The sequence below is a fragment of the Streptomyces sp. NPDC088194 genome, assembly GCF_040702025.1.
GTDB lineage: Bacteria > Actinomycetota > Actinomycetes > Streptomycetales > Streptomycetaceae > Actinacidiphila.
In genome coordinates, this window is the sequence record NZ_JBFBIV010000029.1 from 81,665 (window position 1) to 106,172 (window position 24,508).

The following is a 24,508-nucleotide window of genomic DNA, read 5'->3' on the forward strand; positions in this document are numbered from 1 at the left end:
CCACCCCAGGGGGTTCCCATGTCAGGCGAGTCGTTCTCGGTCGACACCGACGGTCTCCAGGCCCAGATGCCGTACATGCAGGAACTGGCCCAGCGGTTCCGGAACGTTCACGAGGCGCTGGAGGCGCGGCTGGGCGCGCTCGGCGAGTGCTGGGGCGACGACGCGTCCGGCGAGGCGTTCCTGCGGCAGTACACCAAGCCCAAGGGGCAGATCCTCGAGGCGACCCAGGACGCCGGCGACGTGCTGCGCAGCACCGGCGACGGCCTGCGGACCATGGCCCGGGGCTACCAGAACATCGAGTCCCAGAACTCGGAGTCCGCCCGGAAGCTCGGGACGTCGCTGGAGCCGGGCTCGGTCCCCGGCGGCGAGAGCGGCGGACAGGGCGGAGGAGAGGGCGGCGACGGCAGCCACAAGGGGTCCGGCCGCCCGTGAGCATCAACCTGCCCCCCGAACTCGGCTGGGTCGCCCGCCTCGCCGTCGGCCAGTCATGGCCCAAGGGCGACGAGGACAAGATGCACAGCCTCGGCCTGGCCTGGGAGGACGCCGCGCAGGCGCTCGCGGCCATCAGCCGGGAGATCACCCCCGCCACCCGGGGCGTGCTCAACAGCGTCGGCGGCTCGGTCGCGGACGAGTTCGCCTCGTTCGTCCGCCAACTCCAGTCCAACGTGCCGGACATGGCCGAGGCGTCGGGCCAACTCGGCAAGCTCGGCCGGAACACCGGGGTGCAGCTGGAGTACGCGAAGTACATGATCCTGGCCCAACTCGTCTGGCTGGCCTTCGAGATCGCCCAGATGGCGTTCTGGGCACCGGAGGCCATCCCCGCGCTGATCACCTCCGCGCGGCTGATCGTCCGGATGCTGCTGCGCCGCCTGCTCACCTCGATCTCCACCGGCATCGGCATGATGGTGGGGATGGACGCGGTCATCCAGGGCATCCAGATGCTCAAGGGCGACCGCACGTCGTGGAGCGTGCAGAACACGATCTCCGCCATCGAGAGCGGGGCGATCGGCGGTGCCATCGGCGGCCTCACCTTCGGGCTGGGCGACGCGTTCGTCCCGAAGTTCGCCGGTTCGCTGATCGGCAAGGGGTTCCTCGGCGGGGCCTCCGGGGTGGCGAGCACCGCGGCCATGAACGCGCTGTTCGGCAGCGGCGAGCCCTCGGACCTCGGATTCGGCGGCGCGGCCGGTGCGATAGGCGCGATCGCCGGGGGCGGCGGCAAGCGGCGCGGGAGCGGCGGCGACGAGACGAAGGTCGACGACTTCGACTTCCACCTGCCGGACGTCCCGGATCTTCCCGACCTGCACGGCCCCGGCAAGCTGCCGGAGGAAGGCATGGGCGGCGGTCTGGGCGACGGTCTGGGCGGCTTGGGCGGCCTTGAAGGTGACAGGGGCAGCGGTGGCGGTAGTGGTAGTGGTGGCAGCGGCGGATTCGGCTCCGGCAGCCACGGCAGCACGGGTACGCCCGCGGGCGGTTCGCACGGTACGCCCGTGCGCACGACGGGCGGCGACCACCAGGTGTCGGGCAGTACGTCCGGCGTACGGCCGCCCGTCGAGTCGGGGACGGGCCACGTGCCCCCGGCGGAGGCCGACTCCCACGAGGCGGCGGTGTCCTCGCCGGTGAGCGTGCCCGCGCCCGAGGCCCGTACGAACGGGTCCCCGTCCGGAGCCGGCGGTCACGGGGCCGACACCGGCGGCAGCACCAGTACGTCCGCCTCGCACAGCGCCCCGCCGATCACGACCACGAACCACCCGGCGGCCACGGGCGACGGGCACGTCAGCGAGCCGATCGTCCACGAGAACGCGCCGCGGAACGCTGAACTCCCCGGCTTCACCACGGCGTTCCCCTCCGGCAACGACCACGCGGCAGGCGGAGCGGGGGACACCGGGGCGCGTGAGTCGGCCGCGCCGCCGCCGGTCCGTGGGGCGTCGGGCGGTGCCGGAACGGGTTCCGCCCCGCCGGTCCGGTCCGGCAGCGGGCAGGGCGGATCGTCGTCCGGTGGGCCGTCCGAGGTCGCGCCTCGTGCGCCACGGCCGCCCACGTCCGTCAGTACGGAGGGCGGTGGCCTCGGCGCGGGGGCTGGGGCGGGGGCGGGCGCGGGCAACGGCGCTGGCGGCGGCGCGCAGCACGCGGGCGCCACCCCGCCGGCGCACCAGCCCCCGGCCGTGGTCGCGGAACCCGGCGGCAGCGGTGACTCCCACCCCCTCCTTCCGGACGCTCCCACGCAGACCCCGGGCACGTCGCCCACGTCGCCCACGTCGCTCGCGTCGGGCGGGCCGGGGGAGGGCGGTGGCGGCAGCCACGCGTTCCCGGACGTGCCGACGCATGCGCCGGGCGCGCCGCCGGTCGAGCAGGTCGCGCCGGTGGACCCCGCCTCCTCGGCGGGCGGGGGCGCCGGTCAGGTCCACACGTTCCCCGACGTGCCCACGCACACCCCCGGCACCGTGACGTCCCCCGCCCCGGGCGCGGGCGCGTCCCCGGCCCACTCCGCCGGCGGCGGGCCCTCGACGGAGCCGCTGCCGGGCGGGGGCGACAGCACGCACGGTGACGCCCCCCACGGCGGTGACCCGGCACTGGCGTCCCTGAACCACCTCACGGTGCCCACCCACCCGGTGGGGCACAGCGGCGGCTCCACGCACCCGATCCATGACGCGCCGGACGCGCCGGCCACCCCGCCGGCCTCGCCGACCGCGCACGTCGGTCCCCGGCTCGACGCGCTCGACCGGGCCGGCCGGGACGCGGGCATGTCGCCGTCGGACCGGCAGGCGTACCGCGAGGCCGTCGACCAGGCGGTGCGGTCGGGGAACCTGAGCGAGACGACCCGCCAACTCCAGGCGTTCCGCGCACACGTGGAGACGCGGGCGCTCGACCAGCACTACGACGCGTTCCGTCAGCACGCGGAGGGGGGATTCGCCCACACCCGGGCGCCGCAGTCCGAACGGTCCACCTGGGACCACCTGGTGGATGGGGTCGAACAGGCCCGCCGCGGGGGAGATTCGGACCTGCTGGACAGCCAACTGCGCGCGTACACCGCCTTCGTGGAGCGCCACGCCCCCACGGAGGCGCTCACCGGCCTGGACACCCCGCAGCCGTACCACCCGGACGTCGAGAACGTACGGCGCCAACTGGCGACCGCCACCGGGCCGGAGGCGGACCGGCTGCGTACCCGACTCGCGGACCTGCGGCGGACCGCCGAGCTGCGCGACCGGTTCGACCGGCTCAACAGCCGCCCGGGCGGCCCCGATCCGCAGGAGGCGGCGCTCCAGCGGGCCGTCGACCAGGCCGACGGCCCGGAAACGGCGGCCCAGGCCCTCGCCCAACTCCACGACCACCGCGCCGACCAGGCCCTCCAGCAGCGCCTGGACCAGCTCGACTCCGACCACGTCCCCGGCGGCGATGCCGACAGCGGCGGGGGGCACGGCGGACACGACGGCCTCGACGACCTGCGGCAGCGCCTCGACACGCTGCGCGGCGACACCGACCCCCACGAGCAGGAACTGCTCCGGCAACTCGACCACGCGCCGGGCCCCGACGAGGCCGCCGACGCGTTGGACGCGCTGCACGACCACCGCGACCAGCAGGACCTGGCACGCCTCCAGCAGCGCCTCGACCAGCTGCACACCGAGCCGGCCCCGCCGACCGGCGCCGCCACCGAGGCACACACCGCGACCGACGGCCCCAGCACGGACACCCCGACCCGCAGCGGCCGCGACGACCTGCCGACCGACGACGAACTGCGGCAGCGCCTCAACGCGTTGGACGACGGCGACCCCACCGCCCGGAACCTCCGGCACCAGGCGCACGACGCGAACTCGCCGGAGGAGGCGCGGCGCGCCCTGGACGAGCGCGCGGCCCGGCAGGCGCAACTGGACCAGCAGCGCCAGGACGAGGCGGACCGGCTGCGCCGGGAACTCGACCGCGCCGAGGAACAGCACACCCGGGACCTGCTGTCGGGGCGGCAGGACGCCGCCGACAAGTCCGCCCGTACCGTCGCGGATCTGCGCGACCAGCTCGACCAGGCGCTCCCGCACGACCAGCGGACCTCCGACCTGCACTGGGAGATCGGCCAGGCGCTGGGCGGGCAGCAGGACCCCGGACACCTCGGCCGGATCGGGACCGACCCGCAGCCGGCCGGCGGCCACGAGTCCCCGTCGACCGACGACACCGCGCCCACACGGCAGCCCCACCCCGTGGTCGACCGGCCGCTCGGCACTTCCCCCAGCGTGCCGGACACGACCAGCATGTCCGGGTCCGGCGCGGACCACGACACGAGCCACGGCACGAGCGACACCGCGTACGACACGCCGCTCCGGCAGCAGCCCACGGACAACGCCGCCCCGCCCGCGACCGTGCACACCGCGCCCCACCCCGGCACGGACCAACTCCCGCTCCAGGAACGCCCCCAGCCGTCCGAGCAGCAGACCTCCCCGGCCACCAGCACCGACCCGGCCCGCGGTCCCGTACCGGACACCAACGGCCTGGACGAGTTGCTACACAGCCCGGGGACGGAGGGCGACCTCACGGCCGACGACCACACGAACGACCACCCCGCCGGCCGCACCGGTGACCACCCGTCCTCGGACACGGCGGTGACCACGCCTCCGGACACCTCCACGTCCACCGACACATCGACGTCCACCGCCACCTCCGCGCCTGCCGTCCGGCCACCGGCCCGGCTGAACCACGCGCCGCGGTTCGTCGTGCGCTCGTCCTTCGACCAGCGCCGGTTTGGCGTCGGCGGGCAGACGTACACCGACCTGACGGTGAAGGTCGCGCTGCACCCCGGCGACACGGACCCGCGGAGCGTCGCCGACACGCGGAACCGCGTGCAGGAGGGCGTCGAGACCTACTTCAACGCCCCCGGCTACCGGCTGCCCAACGGCGACCTGCTGCACGTCACGGTCGAGCACGTGGCCCCGGGCGAACAGGCCCACCTGAACGTCGACATGACGCACGGCGACGGCAGCGGTCACACCGACCAGCGGACGTGGCCGACGGGAGCGCCCCCGATCACCTATGCCCACGAGATCGGGCACCAACTCGGCCTGCGGGACGAGTACCACGACACCGGCGACCCGGAACACGCGGGCGTCACCGGCGGGTTGATGGGGAACTACCACGTGCCGTCCGAACACGGTCTGCCGCAGGGCGGGTTGGGCGGGCGACACCTGTCACTGCTGGGCGCGCTCACCGGCGGGGACACCGCCGAGACCCCGCATCCGGGTACGGACACGGGTACGGGCGCGGGCGCGGCTGCGGACACGGGTGCCGGACCGCGCACCGACGTGAGCGACGATCCCGCTTGGCAGGTCGCCCGGTCCCAGGTCCCGCCGGTCACCCGTGACCACGTCCACGTGGACCCGGTCACCGACCCCTTCGCCCACCCCGCCACCACCCCGGTGGACCCGCCGGTCGACACCGGCGCGGGCACCGACTCCGGCACCGTTCCGGGGACGGACACCACCGGGCGGCCCGAGGGGGACCCGGCGCCGCAGCTGACGGACGGCTGGCACAGCTCCTCGCTCGCCGGCAAGCGCATCGTGGAGGCGCCGGGACCGGAGGCCGTACGGCAGCGGGTCGAGGCGCTGCTCGGGGACCACGCGAACGACCCGCTGGTGGTGCAGCGGTTGAACGGCCGGTTCGACCCCGCCCACTTCCGCAAGCAGTACCCGCGGATGATCAACGGGGGCTGGCGCTTCCCGATCCACGTCGGCGGCCACCCGTACGAGGTGCGGGTGGGGGCGGACACGACGCCCTGGCAGCTGGACCCGACGCGCGACGCGGGCAAGGACAACGACGGCGACGGGCTGGACGTGAAGTCGGGGGGCGAGTTCACGCCGCCCAAGGTGAAGACGGAGCTGTCGAGTTCGCAGTCCGGGCTCGACTACAACCCGTCGTTCGTGCAACCGGTGAACCCCAACCTGAGCGTCCTGGTGAGCGGTTCGGCCAAGGCCGGGGGCGCCGGCCACGGTACGGAGACGACCAGCACGACGTCGACGAAGACGGCCGGCGAGGTCAAGCTGACCGGAAAGACGGACAGTTACACCTCGCAGGCCACGTTCGACATCCAGGTGGTGGACCACCACGGCGAGCCGCTCACCGTGGGCGGCGAAGGCGGCGCGCCGCCGCAGCCCGCCCCGCCGATCGGCGGACAGCTCAGAGCGGACGTACCGCGATCGAGCCCTCGGTCCGACACGCAGCCGCACACCTGGCAGGGGTGGAATCCGCCACCGCGTACGACGGGCGGCGACCACACGGCACCCGCGCCGGCACCTGACACGGCGACGGCCCCCACGCCCAAGAGCGCCACCGGCCATCCGCTGACGATCACCGGTCTGGACGGGGTCCGCGACGCCGTGTTCGACGCGCTGCCGAAGGACGCGCGACCGGGCGGCACCGCCCACCAGGACATCGTGGACTTCCTCGATCCGGACCACGTCACCGAGCAGTTCGAGCAGGTGTCGGGCGGCGGCCTGATCTCCAAGCCGCTGACGCTGTCCGACGGCGGCACCGGCTTCCTGCGGCTGACCGCGGAGCCGGGGACGTCCACCGTGCTGCACACGACGGACAGCACCACCAGTTCGGGGGCCACGACCAGCGGCGAGCAGGCCCGCAACCACTCGCAGAGCAGCGGATGGGCGCTGGGCGCGGGCGGGGGCGCCTCGGGCGAGGTCTGGCACAACCCGGCCACCGACGAGACGAGGTGGCTGACGGGGACGGCCGGTTACACCTACGGGCAGTCAACGGCCCACGGCTCCAAGGGCACGCATGGGGTCGAGGAGGGCATCACCCTCGAACGCAAGGGCCCCGCCGACGTGGTGAGCACCCCCACCCGGTACCGCGTGTGGCTGACCCGGCAGCACCTGTCGCCGGGCACCGACGGCCTGCACGGCACCACGACGCAGGAGATCACCGACCACACCCCGCCGCCGGCCCCCGCGCCGGGCACGCACGTCGTCCAGGTCGAGCCGCCCCTGCGGGCGCCGACCGGCGAGGTCGTACGCGTGGTACCACGGCCACCGGAGCAGACGGAGCAGACGGAGCAGACGGAGCAGACCGGCCACGAGACGGCTACGGCGCAGGCGACCGGTTCCGACAGCACCGCGACGCCGCCGCCCGCCGTGCGGCAGCCGCCTTCCGGGCAGCAGTTGAGCGGTCCCGCGCTCGTCCAGCGCACGACCTACTCCGACTTCCCGGGCTCGGAGCAGTTGGAGCGCCACATCGTGCAGACGATGTGGGAGACGGCCCCCGGTGTGCTGCCGCCCCCGGAGGCCGTCCACCCCCCGCAGGGGGCGGTCGTGGGGGACCACCAGCCGGTCCGCGTCTCGCCCAAGGCGTTCACCAACCTGGCCGACCTGCGCCGGCAGATCGCGCCGTCCCAACTCGGCGGCGGTGGAAACCGGTTGCTGGACGGCACGTTCCGGGTCAGCCTGGACAGCTCGCACCTGCCGTTGCTGAACGCCAAGACCTACGACGTGCTGGTGAAGGCGAACCTCGGCCCCGGCACCCACGAGGGGGCGCACACCGCGACGGCGAAGAACACGCTGACGCAGACCGCCGGCACGGAACGGTCGGTCACGCAGGGCAGTTCGCACACGGTGGCGGGCAGCGGCAACCTGCGCAGCTCGCTGGACCACACGGACTACCAGCGCGGCTTCCTCAACGTGAACGCCGATGGCGGGTACGCGCCCACCCACGGCACGACGGTCGGCGACACCACCGAGGTGAAGCGGACCCTGACCGTCTCCGGCGACCGCGACCGCTTCTCGTATCCGGTCTCCTTCGACGTCTTGACGACCCGTCAGGACGCGGATCATCCGGTGGTGCGGGTGCCCACGCTCCCGATCGAGCCGCACCACCAGTCGGTGCGGCACGTGGAGACCGGCGGCGGGCAGGTCACCGTCGACGTGGGGCGGACCGAGACACCCACCGACGTGCCGCCGCGGCAGGTGACGGTCGACCACCTGCCGGACCACCACCTCGTGGACCACGTCGGCGACGAGGACGCGTACCGCGACCACGCCCGCCAGGCCGTCGAGAGCGCCTTCACCACCCGCCACGACAAGGGGAGTTCGCCGCTGCCGGTGCACGTCCCGGCGCTCGACGACCTGCTCGGCCCGCTCGCCACGCAGTCCCAACTGCGCGCGAGTGTCTCGGCGTCGCACGGAGGGTGGACCAACACCGCGGACCAGCACGTGGGTTCGGGCCGCAACCGCGACACCGCCGGGCTGTCCCAACGCACCCACCTGCACCATCTCACGTACCGCGAGACGCTGGCCGGCGACGGGAAGCTGGACGTCGAGACCAAGACCGAGACATCCGTGAAGGTGCAGGACAAGGCGGCCGCAACGGGCAAGGGCGGCCTCGGCGGCGACTTCGGCCGCTTCCCGGGCACGCCGGAGGACCCGCACGCCTCGACGTACCAACTGCGCGGTGGTGTAAGGGGAAAGGGGTCGTACGGCGGCAGCAGCACCGACGCCGTCAAGCACTCCTTCACGACGAACCGCAAGACCTCCCAGGGCGGCCCCTGGCACGTGTACGAGGGCGACGCGCGCATCACCTTGCAGGGCAAGGTCACCAGCTCCACGGGCGACGTCACGTACGGCGAACCCGTGACCCACGACCACCGGGTGCGCGTCCTGCTCTCGGACGCCGACGTCCGCGCGCTGGCCCAGGGCGCGCACCCCCATCAGGCCGCGAGTACGGTCACCGACACCCACTCCGGCAGCGACACCCACTCCGGCACCGATACGGACACCACGCAGCAACCGCCGCGCCGCTCCGTACCGTTGGAGAGCGGCGTGAGCGGCGGGAGCCGGATCGAGATCCCGTCGACCGACGAGATCCTGCGCGAGATCGACCGGCAGATCCGCAGCGGCTCGCTTCCCCCGGGCGACCTGGAGGCCGGCAACGGTCTGGGCGAAGTCCCGCTGTCGGCACTGCCGTTCGCGGATCTGGTGACGCCGGACCATCTCGGGGCGCACTACGACGACCTGGTCGGGCCGGGCCTGCTGGTCCACACGGTGGACAACCACCACGGTGTCCGCACGTTGACGCAGGTGCTGATCAAGGCGACCCCTGGCGGGTGGCAGCACGACGGACGGCAGACGGACGGCGGTTCGACCCGCAAGGTCACCGTCAGCGAGGCCGTGACGGGGGACCGCGGCCGGACCTGGTCGGTGGGCGGCGACGGCAACATCCGCGCGTCGTACCGCGCCCCGACCGCCGAGAGCCACCTCAACAACGTGACGTACTCGGGCACGGCCGGAGCGGAGACGAAGGGCAACACGTCGCACGCGTCCAGCCAGACCACCAAGGTCGAGCACAAGACCACCGCGGCCGGCAGCCTGCACAAGTTCAGCACGCCGATGCGGTTCGACGTGACGGTCACCCGGCGCAACGCCACGCAGCGGTTCGTCCACCTGCCCGCGCCCGAACCGGTGCGGCCGGACTGGCGGGCGACCGCCTGGGTGCCCGAGTCCATGACGACCACCGGTCCGGTCACCGACACCACGGGCGGCACGACGACCACGCATCAGCCAGGCACCGGGCAGGAGCCGGCCGACCAGCTCGCGCCCGGCGGCCAACACCCGCCCGGTGAACAGCACATGCCCGGCGATCCGGGCGTCGGCGGTATCGAGATGCGGCCGGTGAACGGCACACCCGAGCAACGCCTTCAGTGGCGTACCGACTTCGACTCCGGCCACGACCTGGTCGGCCTGGACCACCCCGAGCAGTTGATCAATGCGGCGCACACCGCGTTGAACGCGCCGCGCCCGTGGGGAAACAGCGTCCTCGGCCGCACCGGGTCGGTCGCGTCCCAGGCGTGGAGCGCGACGACCGGTGCGCTCGGCAGCGCCGCGTGGTCGATGACACCCGACGCCGCCCGTCGTGTCGTCGAGTCGTTCGTGCACGACCCGCGGGTGGGGCCGGACCATCAGCTCCACACCGAGCAGACCACGCCGCTGCCGCAGCAGATCTCCACCCGGCAGGCGCTGTCGGGCCAGGCGCTGTCCACGGTCTTCCCGCAACTGAAGGACCCGGCCGGCGGCTACCACACGGTGCCGCTCGGCCAGGACGGCCGGACCGGCCTGAAGGTCTCCATGGAACCGACCGGCCAGGCCCAGGAGGTCGGCCGCCGCGACGACGCGAAGGACGAGGTCACCGTCTCGACCGAGGACGACCTGTCCACGTCGGCCGGGCGGGGCGTGTCCTACAGCGTCGCCCCCGCCGACGTCGTCTTCCTCACCCGCAACCCCGGGCTCTCGGTGCCGCTGCCCGGCCTCAACTCCGTACAGATCAGCCGCGACCAGTCGCTCGCCGCCGACTCCGCGGTCACCCTCCCGCCCGGCACCCCCGGCCGCCGGCCGGCCCCCGCGACGGTCCCGTACGGCCTCACCGGCGACAAGCCAGGCCAGGGCACGACCGAGGGCACCCAGCGCCTCCTGCGCCAACCCGTCCGCATCACCCTGCGGAAGTACGACGGAAACGGCGCCTACGGTGACCCCGTCACCACCACCCACCACGCCTACTACTGGTCCACGTCCGCGCCTACGTCCACGTCCGCGGTTGCGTCTACGTCCGCGGCTACGACCACGGGCGCGGGAGACGACGAGGTCGAGGCGGTGCCGCCGCCGGCGGTGACGGTCCCGACGATCGAGATCACCGCACCGGACACCCCCCTCGTCACGGCCCCGGCGCACCCCGTCGCCACCGTCACGTCCCCGCACGCGTCGTCGTCGTTGCAGGTGCCGCCGCACCTCCCCGCCCCCGTACACGCGCCGGCCCCCGTCCACGCCCCCGCCCCCATACACGCCCCGGCGCTCGTCGACGAGCCCGCCCCCGTACACGCGCCGGCCCCCGTCCACGCCCCCGCCCCCGTACACACCCCGGCGCCCGTCGACGAGCCCGCACCCGTCCACGCGCCCGCGCCCACCTCGACCGGTGCGCCGTCGGCGTGGGAGGTGCCGTACGACGGGAACGAGGGCGGCGGGCAAGGGCAGTTGACCGAGGTGCAGCGGGCCTGGGTGGATCGCAGTGCGCAGGAGGCGGCGACCCGGATCGCCGCCGCGGTGGCCGGGGGAGGGCCGGTGCCGGTGATCCGGATCGAGGGCAGCGCGGTGGTGCCGGTCGACGGCGTGCCGCACTTCGGCCGGTCCCTCCAACTCGCCGACGCCCGCGCGCGGAACGTCGCCGCCGCGTACGGGGCCGCGCTGCGAGCCGCGATGGCCGACCTGCGTGCCTCGGGTCAGGCGCTGCCCCCGGCGGAGGACGTCCTGATCACCTTCGGCCCCTCCGTCCCGTGGCCGCCGGCCGTCGGCGCGGACCCGGCGACCGGCTCCGTGACCGTGGTCCTCGGCCCGCCGCGCACCGCGACCGTCTGACGCGGGCGCCCGCGGCCGGACCGGAAGGAGAGGGCAGCGGTCAGGCCATGGCGCGGCCCGCCGCGGCCACGAGGGTGTCGGTCGCGGTGATCGCGTTCTCCCGTCGCGCGGCCAGGGTGGCGCGGTCGGGGGCGTCGCGCAGGTCGAACGCGGCCTCCGCGGCCTGCCGTGCGGTCTGCGCGAGGGCGGGCTCGATGACGGAGACCGAGACCAGCGGGGCGGTGACCGCCGAGCGGGTGGCGCGCGAGGCGTTACGGGCCGCCTCGAACCCCTCGGGGTCCGTGCCGTCCAGCCGCAGCACCTCGCGGTGCCACATGGCGCGCCGGTGGTCGCCGAGCGCGGCGACCAGCTCGCCGAGCGCCGCACGGAGCGCCTGCGCCTTCTCGTCGGCGCGGGCGGCCTGCCGGGCCCGCCGGTCGCCGCGGCTTTGCAGCAGCCCGGTGAGCGCCCCGCCGAGCAGGGTGCCGGCCACGGCTATGACGCTGGACCACATCAGGACTCTCCCTCGCTACGACGCCGCATCACCCGAGGATTCTCCCGGGCGGAGCCGGCTGCGCGGCCCCGGCAACGCCCGCCGGACCGCGACCAGTTGGGTGTGGCGCTCCGCCACACCCCGTGACCTGGGGGTACCGCCCGCCACCCGAGTCCCAAGAGCAGGTAAAAACCGCACACCTGAACGAGCGGTCGCCCGGTCATAGCTGATACAAAGCAACTCCGGCTTCTCGCGCGCGCGGGCGACCCGTCCGTGCCGCCGCGACACCGTCACAGCGGGGGCTTTCCGCAACCCCGGCCCGGGACCTGTCAGGTCCCGCGCCGGGTCGCGACCGGGGGGGATACCGATCGCACGGTCCCGGACGTCCGACGACGTCCGGCGCTGCCGCCTGTGGTGGGGAACCAACGTGCCCGCACGGCCGGCTGCGGCGCACAGGAGGAGTGCTCGTTCATGGGGATTGGCACGGGTCCGGACATCCGGGCACGGCAGGGGAGTTGGCGTCGGGGGGTGCTCGGCCCGGTGGTGGCCGTCGCGGCTCTGGCGGTGGTGGCCGCGGGAGCGCCCGCGGCCGTCGCGGACGGCGGAAGCGGCGGGGCGTCCGCCGCGCCGAAGCGGGTCGGCACGGCGCCGCACCTGCCGCGGGGGGCGGTGAAGATGGCGGCGCCCGCCGGAGACACCCCGATCGAGTTGGGCGTCGAGCTGGCACCGCGGGACCCGGCCGGCCTGCGCACGTTCATCACGGACGTGTCCACGCCCGGCTCGCCGCTGTACCACCATTACCTGAAGACCGGCCAGTTCAAGACGGCGTTCGGGCCGACCGGTGCGACCGTGGGCCGGGTGCGCGCGGCCCTGAAGGCCCAGGGCCTGACCGCCGGGAAGCTGTCCGCCGACGGCATGACGCTGCCGGTGCACACCACCATGGCCGCGGCCGCCAAGTCGCTGCACACCGGCTTCACCGGCTTCCGCGCCCCTGACGGCCGCCGCGGCATCCTCAACACGGCCGCGCCCGCGCTGCCCGCCGACGCGGCGCCCGCCGTGGCCGGGATCACCGGCCTGGACACGCTCGCGCACCTCAGCCCGCACCTGTCGCCGAAGGTGCGGAAGGTCGCCGCGTCCACCGCCAATGCCCGCGCGGTCACCCCGAACGTGACCGGCCACACCCCGAGCCTGTGCTCGTCGGTGAAGTCGGGCCTGGCCTCGGGCGGCAACATCGACACCCAGCAGTACTGGAGTGCCCGTTCGCTGGCGACCGCCTACGGCATGGCCGACCAGCCGGACGTCGGCACCGGCGTGTCCGTCGGGATCTTCGAGCTGGAGAACTACGGCACGAAGGACATCGCCGCCTACCAGTCCTGCTACGGCACAAAGGTCTCCGTCAGCGCCGTCAAGGTGGACGGCGGCCCGAAGCTCGCCGCCGACACGCTCGACGCCTCCGGCTCCCAGGTGGGCGTGGAGTCGGCGCTCGACATCGAGGACCTGATCGGCCTCGTCCCGCAGGCGTCCCTGGTCGTCTACCAGGGCCCCGACGCGGCGGACGCGAGCGACCAGGACGTCCTGGACGTGTACCAGAAGATGGTCACGGACAACAAGGTCAAGGTCATATCCACCAGTTGGGGTGCCTGCACCGCCGACCAGAGCGGCGCGTTCCTCGGCGCCGAGAACAGCATCTTCGCCGAGGCCGCCGCCCAGGGCCAGACCGTGACGGCCGCCTCCGGTGACGACGGTTCCGGCGACTGCTGGTACGACGCGGACGGCGACGGCGTCAACGACGACCCGAACGGCGGGCAGGTCTCCGTCGACGACCCGGCCGGGCAGCCCTACGTCCTGGGCGTCGGCGGCACCTCCATGACGGGCTCGAACGCCACGCAGAGCGCCTGGAACAGCGAGGGCGACGCCACCGGCGGCGGTGTCTCCTCGTACTTCGACCTCGACTCCGCCACCGGCTACCAGGCCGGCCGGCAGGGCCCCGGGTACTTCGACGCCTGCGCGGCCGCCGCGGGCCGGACCTGCCGGCAGGTCCCGGACGTCGCCGCGCTGGCCGACCCCGACCAGGGCTACCTGGTCGAGTGGGGGGAAGCCTCCAAGAACCAGGAGTACGCGGGCTGGTACCTCGTCGGCGGCACCAGCGGCGCCTCGCCGACCTGGGCGGCCGTCGCCGCGCAGGCCGACCTCGACCTCGGCTGCGCCGCGGACGGGCCGATCGGTTTCGCCAACCCCGCGCTCTACCAGCTCCCGTCGAGCGCCTTCCACGACATCACCAGCGGTGACAACGTCGTCCCCGGCCAGAACGTCCAGCCGTCCGGCCTCTTCACCGCCGGGTCCGGCTACGACATGACGACCGGCCTGGGCACCCCGCAGAACGCGCGCAACGCGATCACCGCGCTGTGCAAGGCCGTTCCGGCCTCCCCGGGCGGCACCTTCACCCCGGTCAACCCGGCCCGGGTGCTCGACACCCGGGCGAAGATCGGCGTCACCACGACGACCCCGGTCAAGGCCAACGGCAAGGTCGTCCTCCAGGTCGCCGGCAGTGCCGGCGGCGCGGTCCCGTCCTCCGGCGTGACCTCCGTCGTGCTCAACGTCACCGCGACCGCGGAGACCACCGGCGGCCACCTGATCGCCTACCCCGACGGCGGCACCCAGCCCACCTCGTCCAACCTCAACTGGACGCCCGGCCGCAACATCCCCAACCTGGTGATCGTGCCCGTCGGCGCGAACGGCAAGGTCGACCTGCTCAACGCCTCGTCGGGCACGGTGCACTTCGTGGCCGACGTCTTCGGCTACTTCTCCGCCGCCGCCTCCGGCGCCACGTACTACCCCGTGGGCCCCGCCCGGGTGCTCGACACCCGGGCGAAGATCGGCGTCACCACGACCACCCCGGTCAAGGCCGACGGCACCGTGGCGCTCACCGTCGCCGGGGCCGGCGGGGTGCCCGCCACCGGGGCCACCGCCGTGGTGCTCAACGTGACCGCCACCGCCGAGCAGTCCTCCGGGCACCTCATCGCCTACCCGGGCGGCACCACCCGGCCCGACTCCTCGAACCTCAACTGGATCGCGGGCAAGTCGGTGCCGAACCTGGTGATCGTGCCGGTCGGCGCCGACGGCACGGTGGACCTGTACAACGCCAGTTCCGGCACGACGCACTTCGTGGCCGACGTCTTCGGCTACTACCAGGCCGACGCCGGCGGCGCGCTGTTCCACCCGGCCGGCCCGGTCCGGCTGCTCGACACCCGCAACGGCACCGGCGCGCCCAGCGCCGGGCAGCTCAGCTCCAGCGGGTCGCTCTCGCTGAGCCTGGCCGACGACGGCTCCCTGGCCTCCGCCAAGGCCGTCGTGCTCAACGTGACCGTCGTCAACGGCACCAAGGGCGGCGTGCTCACCGTGTGGCCCGACGGGCAGGCCCAGCCGACCTCGTCCAACCTCAACTGGTCGGCGGGGCAGACGATCGCGAACCTCGTGACCGTCCCGGTGATCGACGGCAAGGTCGACTTCCACGCGAGCGCCGGCTCCGTCGACGTCGTCGCCGACCTGTTCGGCTACTACGCCTGACCCGCGGCTGACCCGCGTCTCGACCCGCGGCTGACCGCCCGGGGCCACGCCGGCCCCGGGCACCGGCCCACCCCGCGCCTCCCGGCCCACCCGGCCGGGAGGCGCACCCCGTCCTGCGGCGGTTTCGTACGCACCGCGGCTACGGCTGCGAAGGCTGCCGCCGCCTCGGGCGGCGCGCGGACGGCCCGGCGGTCCACAGCCACGGGTGAGCGCGGGTACGCCCCGCGATGTCCGTGCTGTGCCGGGCGGCCACGATCGTCATCACCGGCCACGTGAGCACCGTCACGACCATCTCCACCGGGCCGACCCCGGTGGCCAACGCCACGACCAGCAGCTCCGCAGGGAACGTCACGGCCGCCGCCAGCGCGCCCAACAAGGCCAGGCGCCGTGCGCTCGTACCGGTCCGTCGTGAGGCGAGGGTCAGCCCGCCACCGACGCAGATCCCCATCAGCACGCCCGCCGCCGAACTGCCGGCCACGAGTTCCCCGCAACGGGACAAGGCGCTCAGCGCGTCCTGCGTGCTGCCCCGTGCGAGGCAGGAGAGCCCGGCCCCCAACGCGAACGTGGCCCAAAGCCCCCCGGGCACGCCCGCCATCAAGAGGCCGACCCTGACGCCGCGCCCCGGCCCACCCCGTCCGCTCATGGACCCCATCTTCCACCGGCGCGGCGGCCACGCGCCCGGATACGGTCGCACCGCCTCGTCAACTCGCCCGGCACCGGCACGTGTCGACAGCGCCCGTGCTCCATACGGCTAAGGCGCGGACGACGCCGGCGGCTCCGTGCCGGCCGGCAGCCAGGCGTCGATGACCTCGACCAGCTCGTCGAGCCCGGTGAACACGTGCCCGGTCATGCCGAGGGCCCGCGCGGCGCGGACGTTCTCCTCGCGGTCGTCGACGAAGAGGAAGCCGGCGGGCGGGGTGTGCAGGGCGCTGACGCAGTGGTGGAACGCGGCCGGGTCCGGCTTGGCCGCGCGGATCTTCCCGGAGAGGGCGAGATGGTCCAGGTTCCGCAGCCAGGGCTGGGCCGCGAGGAAGGCATCCGCGTGGTCCGCGGGAATGTTGGAGAGCACGGCCACCCCGGCCCGGCCGCGCAGGGACTGCGTGAAGGCCACCATGCGCCCGTCGACGCGCGACCAGCTGTCGATGTCGGTGAGCCGCAACTCCTCCACCGTACGGGGATCGGCAGGACGGGACAGCCGCCGGAGCACCGCGGCCCAGTACTCCGGCGCGGTCTGCCGTCCGGCGTCGTACGGCGGGCGCAGGTCCCAGTACGCCTCGGCGAAGGCGTCGGCGGGCGCGTCGCAGGAGGCGGCCATCCGCGTAAGGGCACCGGGGCGCTGGTGCAGGGCGATGACCCCGTAGAGGTCGAACAGCACGATCCGCCGGTCGGCGGGCATGGCACTCCTTCCGGTCGAGGCGACGAACGTGTCCAAGGGCGCTGCCCAGGCCCGCGTTCGGCCTCGGGTCCGGGCAGGCGCTCGGCTCCGGTGCGCGGAAGCGGTGTCCCATCCGCACAACGAACATCGATCATGAGCGTACAGGAATCAATCAAACAGGTTTGATGTTCCTTTCGTTCGAAGATACGGTGTGTGATCTCTTGTGCCTGATCCCCCGGGGGGACCGTCTTGTCACCTGTACTGGCCGCGGCCGATGTCGTGCCCGCCCCTTCCGCGGTGCGCTCGGTGTGGGACTCGCCGCTGTACCGCGGGGCGACCGTCGCGCTGTTCCTGTCCGGGCTCGGAACCTCGGCCGCGGCCCCGCAGATCACCCTGTTCCTCGTCGACGACCTGCACGTCTCGCTGACCACGGCGGGGCTCTACTACCTGACGAGCGTCACCGCCCCGGTCGCCGGCTATCTCGTCGGCGCCCGCTCGGACCGCACCGGAAGGCGGCTCGGGCTGTTCCGGCTGTGCGCCGTCCTCGGGGCTCTCGGCTGGTGCGCCATGGCCTTCGCGCACCAGGTGTGGATGCCGTTCGTGATCAGCGCCGTGGTCCTGGCGTTCGCCGGCGGCGCCGGGTCGCAGTTGTTCGCCGCGGTCCACGACGACCTGCAGGCCACGGCCAGCCCGATCGGGGACGGGGTGGTCTCGGTCGTGCGCATGGCGCTGACCGCCGGGTGGATCGTGGGCCCGGTCGCGGGCTCGCTGCTGGCCATGACGTCCGGCCCGCGCGTGATGCTGATGGCCACCGGGGTGTGCACTCTGGCGCAGATCCTCCCGATGGGCTTCGCGCGCGCCCGCTCGGCCCCACACGCCGATCAGGCCGCCGGCGCAGAGGCGGACGCAGAGGTGCCCGGGTCCCAGGCGCCGGCCCGACCGCACGTCGGCATACGGACGATGCTGCCCCTGCTGACCTTCACCGGGCTGTACGTGCTCGTCTACGCGGGCGAGCCGATCAAGTACGGCTATCTGACGATCTACATGCACGACGACCTGCACCTGCCGACGACGGTCAGTGGCGCGGTCATCGCCATCCAGCCCCTGATCGAGCTGGCCCTGATGCCGGTGGCGGTCGTCGTGGCCCGCCGGACCGGGATGATGCGCCTGATGGTCCTCGGCGCTGCCTTCGGCGTCGGCGCGAACCTGTGCTTCGCCATCACCGCGGGCGCGGCCGGCATGTTCGCCGGCCAGATCCTCATGGGCGGGGTCTGGGGGGTGTTCGCGGGCCTCGGCATCATCGTCGCCCAGCGCCTGCTGCCCCAGGCCGTCGCGACCGCCTCGGCCGTCTTCATGAGCTCGACCGCGATCGCCAGCGCCCTCGGCGGGCTGACCGGCAGCCTCGGCGTGAGCCTGCTGGGACTGCCGCACGTGTTCCTCGCACCGGCCCTGTACGGCACGGTGGCGACCGTCGGCATCGCCGTCATGAGCCGCTCCCGGCACGCCGCGGGCTGACCGCCCGACCCCCCGGACCTGCGATCAACCCGAGGGCCCTGTCCGCCCGTCCGCAGGCACGGCCCGCGCGATACGGCTCGGCTGCCACGCCCGGATGCCACAGCCCGGGTGCCACCGTCCGCGCGCCGCCTCGGGCGCGCTACACCGGTTCGGCCTGCGTGGCGGGGGCGGCGGCGGACAGCAGTTGGGACGCGTCGGCCAGGATCAGGCCCGCGGCGCCGCGGACCTCCGCGCCGTCGCCCAGGTGCCCGGTGACGATGTCGACGCTCCTGACGGCGGAGGGCAGTGCGTGGCGGTGGACGCCTGCCCGCAGCGGTTCGAGGAGGTCCTCGCCCGCGGCCGCCAGGTCCCCGCCGACCACGATGAGGCGGGGGTTGAGGAGGGTGACCAGGTTGGACAGCGCGCGGCCGACCGCGTCGCCCGCGTCGCGGACGGAGCGCAGGGCGCCCGCGTTGCGCTGCTCGATGAGGCCGGGCAGGTCCTGGGCGGCGACGTGCTGGCCCCAGCTGTCGGAGAGGAGGCGGGCGATGGCGACGGGGCTGGCGACGGTCTCCAGGCAGCCGCGGTTGCCGCAGCGGCAGATCAGGCCGTCCGCGGTGAGCGGCAGGTGCCCGATCTCCCCGGCCAGGCCCCGTGCGCCCAGCAGCAGTTTGCCGTTGCTGACGATGCCCGCGCCGATCCCGGCGGACAGCCGGACGTAGACCATGTCGCGGGTGTGCCGCCCGGCGCCGTACATCCGCTCCGCGAGTGCGCCCGCGTTCGCGTCGTTGGTGACCCGCACCGGCAGGGAGGTGCGGCGGTGCAGCTCGTCGATCAGGCGCATGCCGACCCAGCCGGGCATGATGCCCTCCGCGCCCAGGGCGCCGCTGCCCTTCTCGACCGGGGAGGCGATCCCGACCCCGATGCCGAGCACCCGGTCCCGGTCCACTCCGGTCTCCTGGAGGGCCCGGTCGACCAGCACGGCGACCAGGTCGAGGGTCTCCTCGGGAGCCCGGTCCACCTCCTTGGCCACCCAGTGCTCCCACACCACCGCGCCGAACAGGTCGCAGAGGATGGCCCGGACATGCTGGTGCCCGATGTCCGCACCGATCGCGTACCCCGCGGTCGGCACCAGGGACAGGGACTGCGCGGGGCGGCCGGTGCGGCGCGGCTCCGGGTCCTCGGGCCCCTCGTCCTCGGTCACCAGACCGACCGCGATCAGGTCGGTGATCAGCGAGGAGACCGTGGCCCTGGACAGCCCGGTGACCCGCACCAGTTCCGGACGACTGCTGCGCACGGTGGTGTGCAGGGCCTCCAGGACCCGTAGCCTTCCTACCTCGCGAAGGTTGACTGGAGTTTCGATCGTGACCCCCAGGGGTGATTGCGTGGTCGGCGCCGAGGCGGGCCCTTCGAGCTTCCGCAGGCCGCATCGGTGGCGTGCCATTTTGTGCAAAGGTCGATAGAACTCTCGGCGAAACATCGGCCCGTCCGGCGGTTTCTTGCCAGCATTGTGGCATGGCCTAACCGCGGACGGGCCTTCTGGGCGCCATTTTGATCGTACCCGACAAAACATGCCGGTCGCGCCCTACCGGATCGGCCGGCGGGTCGGCGGGACCGTGCCGCGGCTCACCGGCCCCCGTGCGGCGGCGCCCGCGACCACCGCTCCGGCGGGCAGCGTGCGCTGGTCGACTGGTCAGCGCGTCTTTGTCCGAAGTTGATCGGAACTCCGGCGGACTCTCGCTGCCAAAGGGCTTGACGCGCCTAGGTGTTCGCAACAAACTCCCTCACGAGGCGCACGCTGGGCCGCAGTTCATCCGAGTTAGAGCCAAAGTCGTCCGGCCCAGGACATCGCCCCACGTACGCGGCGCCGCGCCGGAGCGGCGCCGCACCCGTACCCGCTCCGGTGCTCCGTCCTGGTCAGGCAGAGGGAGCACCGGAGCGATCGTCCGGTGACGCGTCGCCCCCCACCGCGACCGCCGCCAACTCACCCACCCCCCACAGCCGGTGGCGGCCGGGAAGGTCCGGGCCGGCAAGGAAGGACGTGCGACGACATGGCACACGCGAAAAGAGGCCCCCGCGGCAGGCGGTGGCTGCCGATCGGTGCGGCCGTGGCAGCCGCGGCCCTGTGGTGGTCGGTTCCCACCACCGGCTGGGGCGCCGGCGCCACGGCCGCCGCGCCGGCCGCGTCCGTGGTGGACACCGGAGGTTCGGTCCTGTCGCACCGCGACTCCTCCGACACCGGCGCCCTGGGCGTCACCTTCGGCTTCGAGGACCGGACCATCGCGGGCGGCCCGTACGTCAACCAGAGCAACCAGATCTACAACCTCCCCATGTACGACGCCACCACAGGCTCGTCCGAGGACTTCTGGCTCAACTACGTCGAGGAACTGGTCTCCTCCGGCGTCGACTTCGTCGCGGTGGACACCCGCGGGTACGTGCCCGGCAGTTCCGTGCCCAACGAGGGCGGCGACCCGCGCGCGCTGACCGGGCTGGTCGCCGCGATCAACAAGGCCGGAGACGCGGGCAAGCTCAAGATCGCCGCGTTCGACGACACCCCCGCCTCGATGACGGACAAGAAGAACCAGATCAAGCACAAGACCGGCGGCTACTCCCCGACCTTCGACATGAGCGACACGACGGGTGCGGGGGAGGGCGGTCACCAGTACCTGTGGGACAACGACCTGAAGGCGTTCTACCAGGCCGTCCCCGACAACCTGCTCTACAAGGTGAACGGGCAGCCGCTGGTCTACCTGTGGTCGGACAACGACTTCGCCTTCGCCAACCAGGGCAACGGCAACTCCGCCAACCTGCTGAAGTACGTCCGCTCGCAGGCCCAGTCGCAGTTCAACGAGAATCCCTACTTCGTCACCGACCAGTCGTGGATCACGAACGACTCGGCCGTTTCCCAGGTCGCCAACGGCCAGGACGGCTGGTTCGGCGTCCCGGACCCCAAGTACACCAACATGACGCTGAACGGGGCGAGTTTCGGTGCCACCGTGCCGAGCTTCCACTTCGTCAGCGGCTCCAGCAACATGGTCATCGACCCCGACCACGGGCAGACGTTCGTCAACGGCCTCGCGAACACGGTCGGCAAGAACGACCTCATCACCCTGGTCGAGGGCTTCAGCGACTGGTCGGAGAACGCGGCCCTGTGGCGTACCAAGAGCGCCGACTACGCCACCACCCAGCGCGACTATCCCAACCAGAACATCAACATCCTGCGGCGCTACTCCAAGACGCCGTTCCCGGCCACGCTGACCGTGCAGGCCGAGAGCGCCGACAGCGTCAGCGACACCACGCCGACCAACACCCTCGGCAAGTACCGGGACGACGCGCTCGACGTCGAGACGACCGGCGACTCGGGCGGCGGCTGGGACGTGGGCGCCATCGCCACCGGTGAATGGGAGCAGTGGAACGAGCTCCCGATGCAGGGCACCGAGGACCTGAAGGTGCGGGTCGCCACGCCGCTGACCGGCGCGCAACTGCGCTTCGTGGTCGACGGCGTGGCCGGACCGACGATCAACGTGCCCACCACCGGCGGCTGGCAGACCTGGCAGACCATCGACGCCGGCACGTTCCAGTTCACCGCGGGCACCTCCCACACGGTCAAGCTCGAATACGTCAACGGCGGCCTCAACACGAACTGGTGGCAGGCGACCGCCTCGTAGGGCGGGCGGTCGGCGAAGGGCGGGGCATGGGCCGGTCGCCATGCCCCGCTCCGGCGTGCGCGGGAACATCCGGAAAGGCGTCGCGAACGTGCGGATAATTGGCTGGATCACGCACATTTCGGTGTTGCCATGAGCATGTAGTCCAGACCATTGTGGATCGCGTCGCGACCCCAGGGGCCGTGGTGAACGGACCGGACCGCGTGCCGCGACGAGGCGGGCGCGGACACAAGCGGCGTCACGACGGCCACGGCAGCCACACGATCCGTTCCCCGTCACGACGCCTTGCCCAGACGGGTAGGTGACGCTGATCGTGTTCCGTCCCCGATGCACAAACCGCCGACATGGACCCGGACGTCGCTCGCGCCGGGCGCTAGTCCTGCTGAGTGCGGCGGGCCTGCTGTCGCTCGGCGCCGCCGGAAACGCGCTGGGAGCGCCGTCCGGCACCTCGTCCGCCCGAACCCCGGCGGCGAGCGCCGCCTCGTCCACGTCCGCCCGGCCCGGCGGCTCGACGCCCGTCACCCTCGGCTCGGGCGACCGCGTCGATGTGGCCGCCGGGCCGGGCGGCAGCAGCTACCTGGTGCCCCGGACGCCCGGCGGAAGCACGATGCTCACGTCGTTCCAGTTCGGCACGGGTGACGCCTACGTCCTGCCGTTCACCTCGACACCCCAGGTCGGCGGCTCGCTGGACCTGTCCCGGTACGACGTGACCGCGCTGGCCCGCGGCGGCGTCACGGCCGGCGTCACGGCCGGTGCCTCGGACAACGCCTCGGACGCTTCCACGCAGGGACCGGACACCCAGGTCGCGCCGCACTATCCGATGTACCGCCTCCAGATCAACGCCACCGACCTCACCGGAGCGCTGTCCGACCCGCTCGTGATGCTGGTCAACACCGACGACATGACCAGGATGGCCACCTACGTCCAGCTCCAGGGCGGCGTGGCCAGAGTCGCGGTCCCCGCCGGGAACTACAGCCTGGCCGGCGAGTTCGGTGAGTACGACGCCCAGGGCAACCTCACCACCGCCCGCCTGGTCACGGTCACCGACCTCGCCGTGGGGGCCGACGGCACCAACGTGACGCTGGACGAGAAGACCGCCTCCTCGCGGGTGTCGGCGACCACGCCCCGCCCGAGCACGCAGGACGGCGGCACCTTCAGCTGGACGCGCCGCGACGCCACCGGCGATCCCACCCACGCGGTCAAGGTGTGGTTCGGCGAGCAGAACGGCGACGTCCCCTTCTACGTCAACCCGCAACCCGCCGCGAAGGTCGGCGCGCTGCACTTCATGTGGCAGTGGGACGCGGCCGGCACGGACACCACGAACTCCCCGACCCCGTACCGCTACGACCTGACGTACGCATCGTCCGACGTGCCCGCGGACAACACCGAGGCAGCCACCGACACCCAACTCGCCACGGTCAAGCACGACTTCTCCACCGACCCGGCCGGCACCGGGACCGGGAGCCTCATGACCAACGCCGACGACGCCTGGACATCCGGCGTGGGGTGGGAGGCGGACTACGCGATGCCGGGCACCGTCACGCAGTATCTGCGCAGCGCGCCCGGCGTCAGCTGGGAGCACAACGTGTGGTCCCCGTCGCCGGCGCAGTCCTGGCAGTCCACCCCGCACACGTTCGCCGCGCGGCACGCGTACCTCGAACCCTGGGCGCACGGGCCGCTGGCCGGCGGGATGGGCCAGTACACCGGACCGGGGTGGACCTGCCTGGGGTGCGTCGCGGACGGCACGCTCGGCCTGCGGGACCTCACCCTCGTCGACAGCGTGCCCGACCACATCGGCTACGGCTACGCCGACGGCACCTTCACCCTCTACCAGAACGGGCAACAGGTGGTCAGCCAGGCCGGCGGCAGCGCCCAGCTCACCGGTGTCCCGGCCGCGACCACGACCTACCGGGCCGTGTACGACCAGGACTTCTCCCCGGTGATCATGACCAGCCAGTCCACCCACGTCACCACCGACGTCACGTTCGTGTACCGGCCCGGTCAGGCGGACACCGCGCTGCCGGCGGGGGACAAGTGCACAGGGCAGAGCGCGACCACTCCCTGCCAGATCCTCCCGGCGCTCACCGTGAACTACCAGCTGGCCGCGGACCTGACCAACACCAGCGCGAGCGCCGTGCAGACGATGGGCGTCAACGTCGGGCACCTCGCCTACGACGGGCACGGCTCGCACGCGGCGATCACCTCGGCCCACGTGTCGGTGTCCTTCGACGGCGGCAGCACCTGGCAGCCCGCGGCCGTCGCCGGTTACGCGGGCCACTACGTCGCGGCGTGGCACAACCCAGCCTCCGCGGCGGGCACCGACCCGAGCCTCAAGATCACGGCGACGGACAACGCGGGCGGGTCCCTCACCCAGACCATCGCCCACGCGTACACCATCGCCGCGGCCACCAGCTGAGCCGACCCCTCAAGCAGCCGGCGGGCCCAGGTGACCAGAACCCCCTGGCGTGGAACTCCCCGGGTTGACCCACCCCCGGGTCCCCCCGCCCAGGCCCACAATGACCGCCGCGGCCGCCGTGGTTTGGTGAACCCCCCC

General features: G+C 73.3%; 10 protein-coding genes. 6 read left to right on the top strand and 4 right to left on the bottom strand.

The genetic code is table 11. The annotated features are described in order from the left end of the window. Positions 1 to 18 precede the first annotated feature (18 nt). Positions 19 to 432 (top strand): hypothetical protein, encoded by a 414-nt coding sequence (locus AB0399_RS18315; protein ID WP_366412002.1) that lies wholly within the window; start codon positions 19 to 21, stop codon positions 430 to 432. After that, positions 429 to 11,381: a hypothetical protein gene (locus tag AB0399_RS18320; RefSeq protein ID WP_366412003.1), complete on the top strand. Its 10,953-nt coding sequence runs from the start codon at positions 429 to 431 to the stop codon at positions 11,379 to 11,381. Before AB0399_RS18315 ends, AB0399_RS18320 begins: the two co-directional genes overlap by 4 nt. 40 nt (positions 11,382 to 11,421) lie before the next feature. Here the strand turns inward: AB0399_RS18320 and AB0399_RS18325 are convergent, their stop codons facing one another. Beyond that, entirely contained in the window at positions 11,422 to 11,874 is a 453-nt protein-coding gene (locus tag AB0399_RS18325; RefSeq protein ID WP_366412004.1) for a protein kilB, read from the bottom strand. A gap of 450 nt (positions 11,875 to 12,324) precedes the next feature. On the opposite strand from AB0399_RS18325, the gene AB0399_RS18330 reads away from it, so the two are divergent. Beyond that, a complete protein-coding gene (locus tag AB0399_RS18330) occupies positions 12,325 to 15,420 on the top strand; it encodes a protease pro-enzyme activation domain-containing protein (RefSeq protein ID WP_366412005.1) in 3,096 nt (1,031 codons plus the stop codon). A 139-nt stretch (positions 15,421 to 15,559) separates the two neighbouring features. On the opposite strand, the gene AB0399_RS18335 is transcribed toward AB0399_RS18330, so the two are convergent. Beyond that, the gene (locus AB0399_RS18335; RefSeq protein ID WP_329361253.1) at positions 15,560 to 16,006 is read right to left on the bottom strand and encodes a hypothetical protein; all 447 of its coding nucleotides are present in this window, start codon (positions 16,004 to 16,006) and stop codon (positions 15,560 to 15,562) included. 165 nt (positions 16,007 to 16,171) lie between these two features. Beyond that, positions 16,172 to 16,816, bottom strand: a complete 645-nt coding sequence (locus AB0399_RS18340) for an HAD family phosphatase (RefSeq protein ID WP_366412006.1) — start codon at positions 16,814 to 16,816, stop codon at positions 16,172 to 16,174. 228 nt (positions 16,817 to 17,044) lie between these two features. Here AB0399_RS18340 and AB0399_RS18345 point away from each other — a divergent pair, with 228 nt between their 5' ends. Further along, positions 17,045 to 18,310 carry an MFS transporter gene (locus AB0399_RS18345; protein WP_366412007.1) on the top strand — a complete coding sequence of 422 codons (1,266 nt, stop codon included), beginning with the start codon at positions 17,045 to 17,047 and terminating at the stop codon, positions 18,308 to 18,310. 139 nt (positions 18,311 to 18,449) lie between these two features. On the opposite strand, the gene AB0399_RS18350 is transcribed toward AB0399_RS18345, so the two are convergent. Then, positions 18,450 to 19,862, bottom strand: a complete 1,413-nt coding sequence (locus AB0399_RS18350; RefSeq protein WP_366412008.1) for an ROK family transcriptional regulator — start codon at positions 19,860 to 19,862, stop codon at positions 18,450 to 18,452. A 535-nt stretch (positions 19,863 to 20,397) separates the two neighbouring features. Here AB0399_RS18350 and AB0399_RS18355 point away from each other — a divergent pair. Together AB0399_RS18355 and AB0399_RS18360 are read left to right on the top strand one after the other, a co-directional pair. Continuing rightward, positions 20,398 to 21,957 carry a DUF5010 domain-containing protein gene (locus AB0399_RS18355; RefSeq protein ID WP_366412009.1) on the top strand — a complete coding sequence of 520 codons (1,560 nt, stop codon included), beginning with the start codon at positions 20,398 to 20,400 and terminating at the stop codon, positions 21,955 to 21,957. Positions 21,958 to 22,267: 310 nt separating this feature from the next. Further along, positions 22,268 to 24,370 carry a hypothetical protein gene (locus AB0399_RS18360; RefSeq protein WP_366412010.1) on the top strand — a complete coding sequence of 701 codons (2,103 nt, stop codon included), beginning with the start codon at positions 22,268 to 22,270 and terminating at the stop codon, positions 24,368 to 24,370. Positions 24,371 to 24,508 lie beyond the last annotated feature (138 nt).

Bases quoted from the DNA above. Each gene is read 5' to 3' on its own strand.
- AB0399_RS18315 (WP_366412002.1), top strand. From the start codon at position 19: ATGTCAGGCGAGTCGTTCTCGGTCGACACCGACGGTCTCCAGGCCCAG.
- AB0399_RS18325 (WP_366412004.1), bottom strand. From the start codon at position 11,874: ATGTGGTCCAGCGTCATAGCCGTGGCCGGCACCCTGCTCGGCGGGGCG.
- AB0399_RS18330 (WP_366412005.1), top strand. From the start codon at position 12,325: ATGGGGATTGGCACGGGTCCGGACATCCGGGCACGGCAGGGGAGTTGG.
- AB0399_RS18340 (WP_366412006.1), bottom strand. From the start codon at position 16,816: ATGCCCGCCGACCGGCGGATCGTGCTGTTCGACCTCTACGGGGTCATC.
- AB0399_RS18350 (WP_366412008.1), bottom strand. From the start codon at position 19,862: ATGTTTTGTCGGGTACGATCAAAATGGCGCCCAGAAGGCCCGTCCGCG.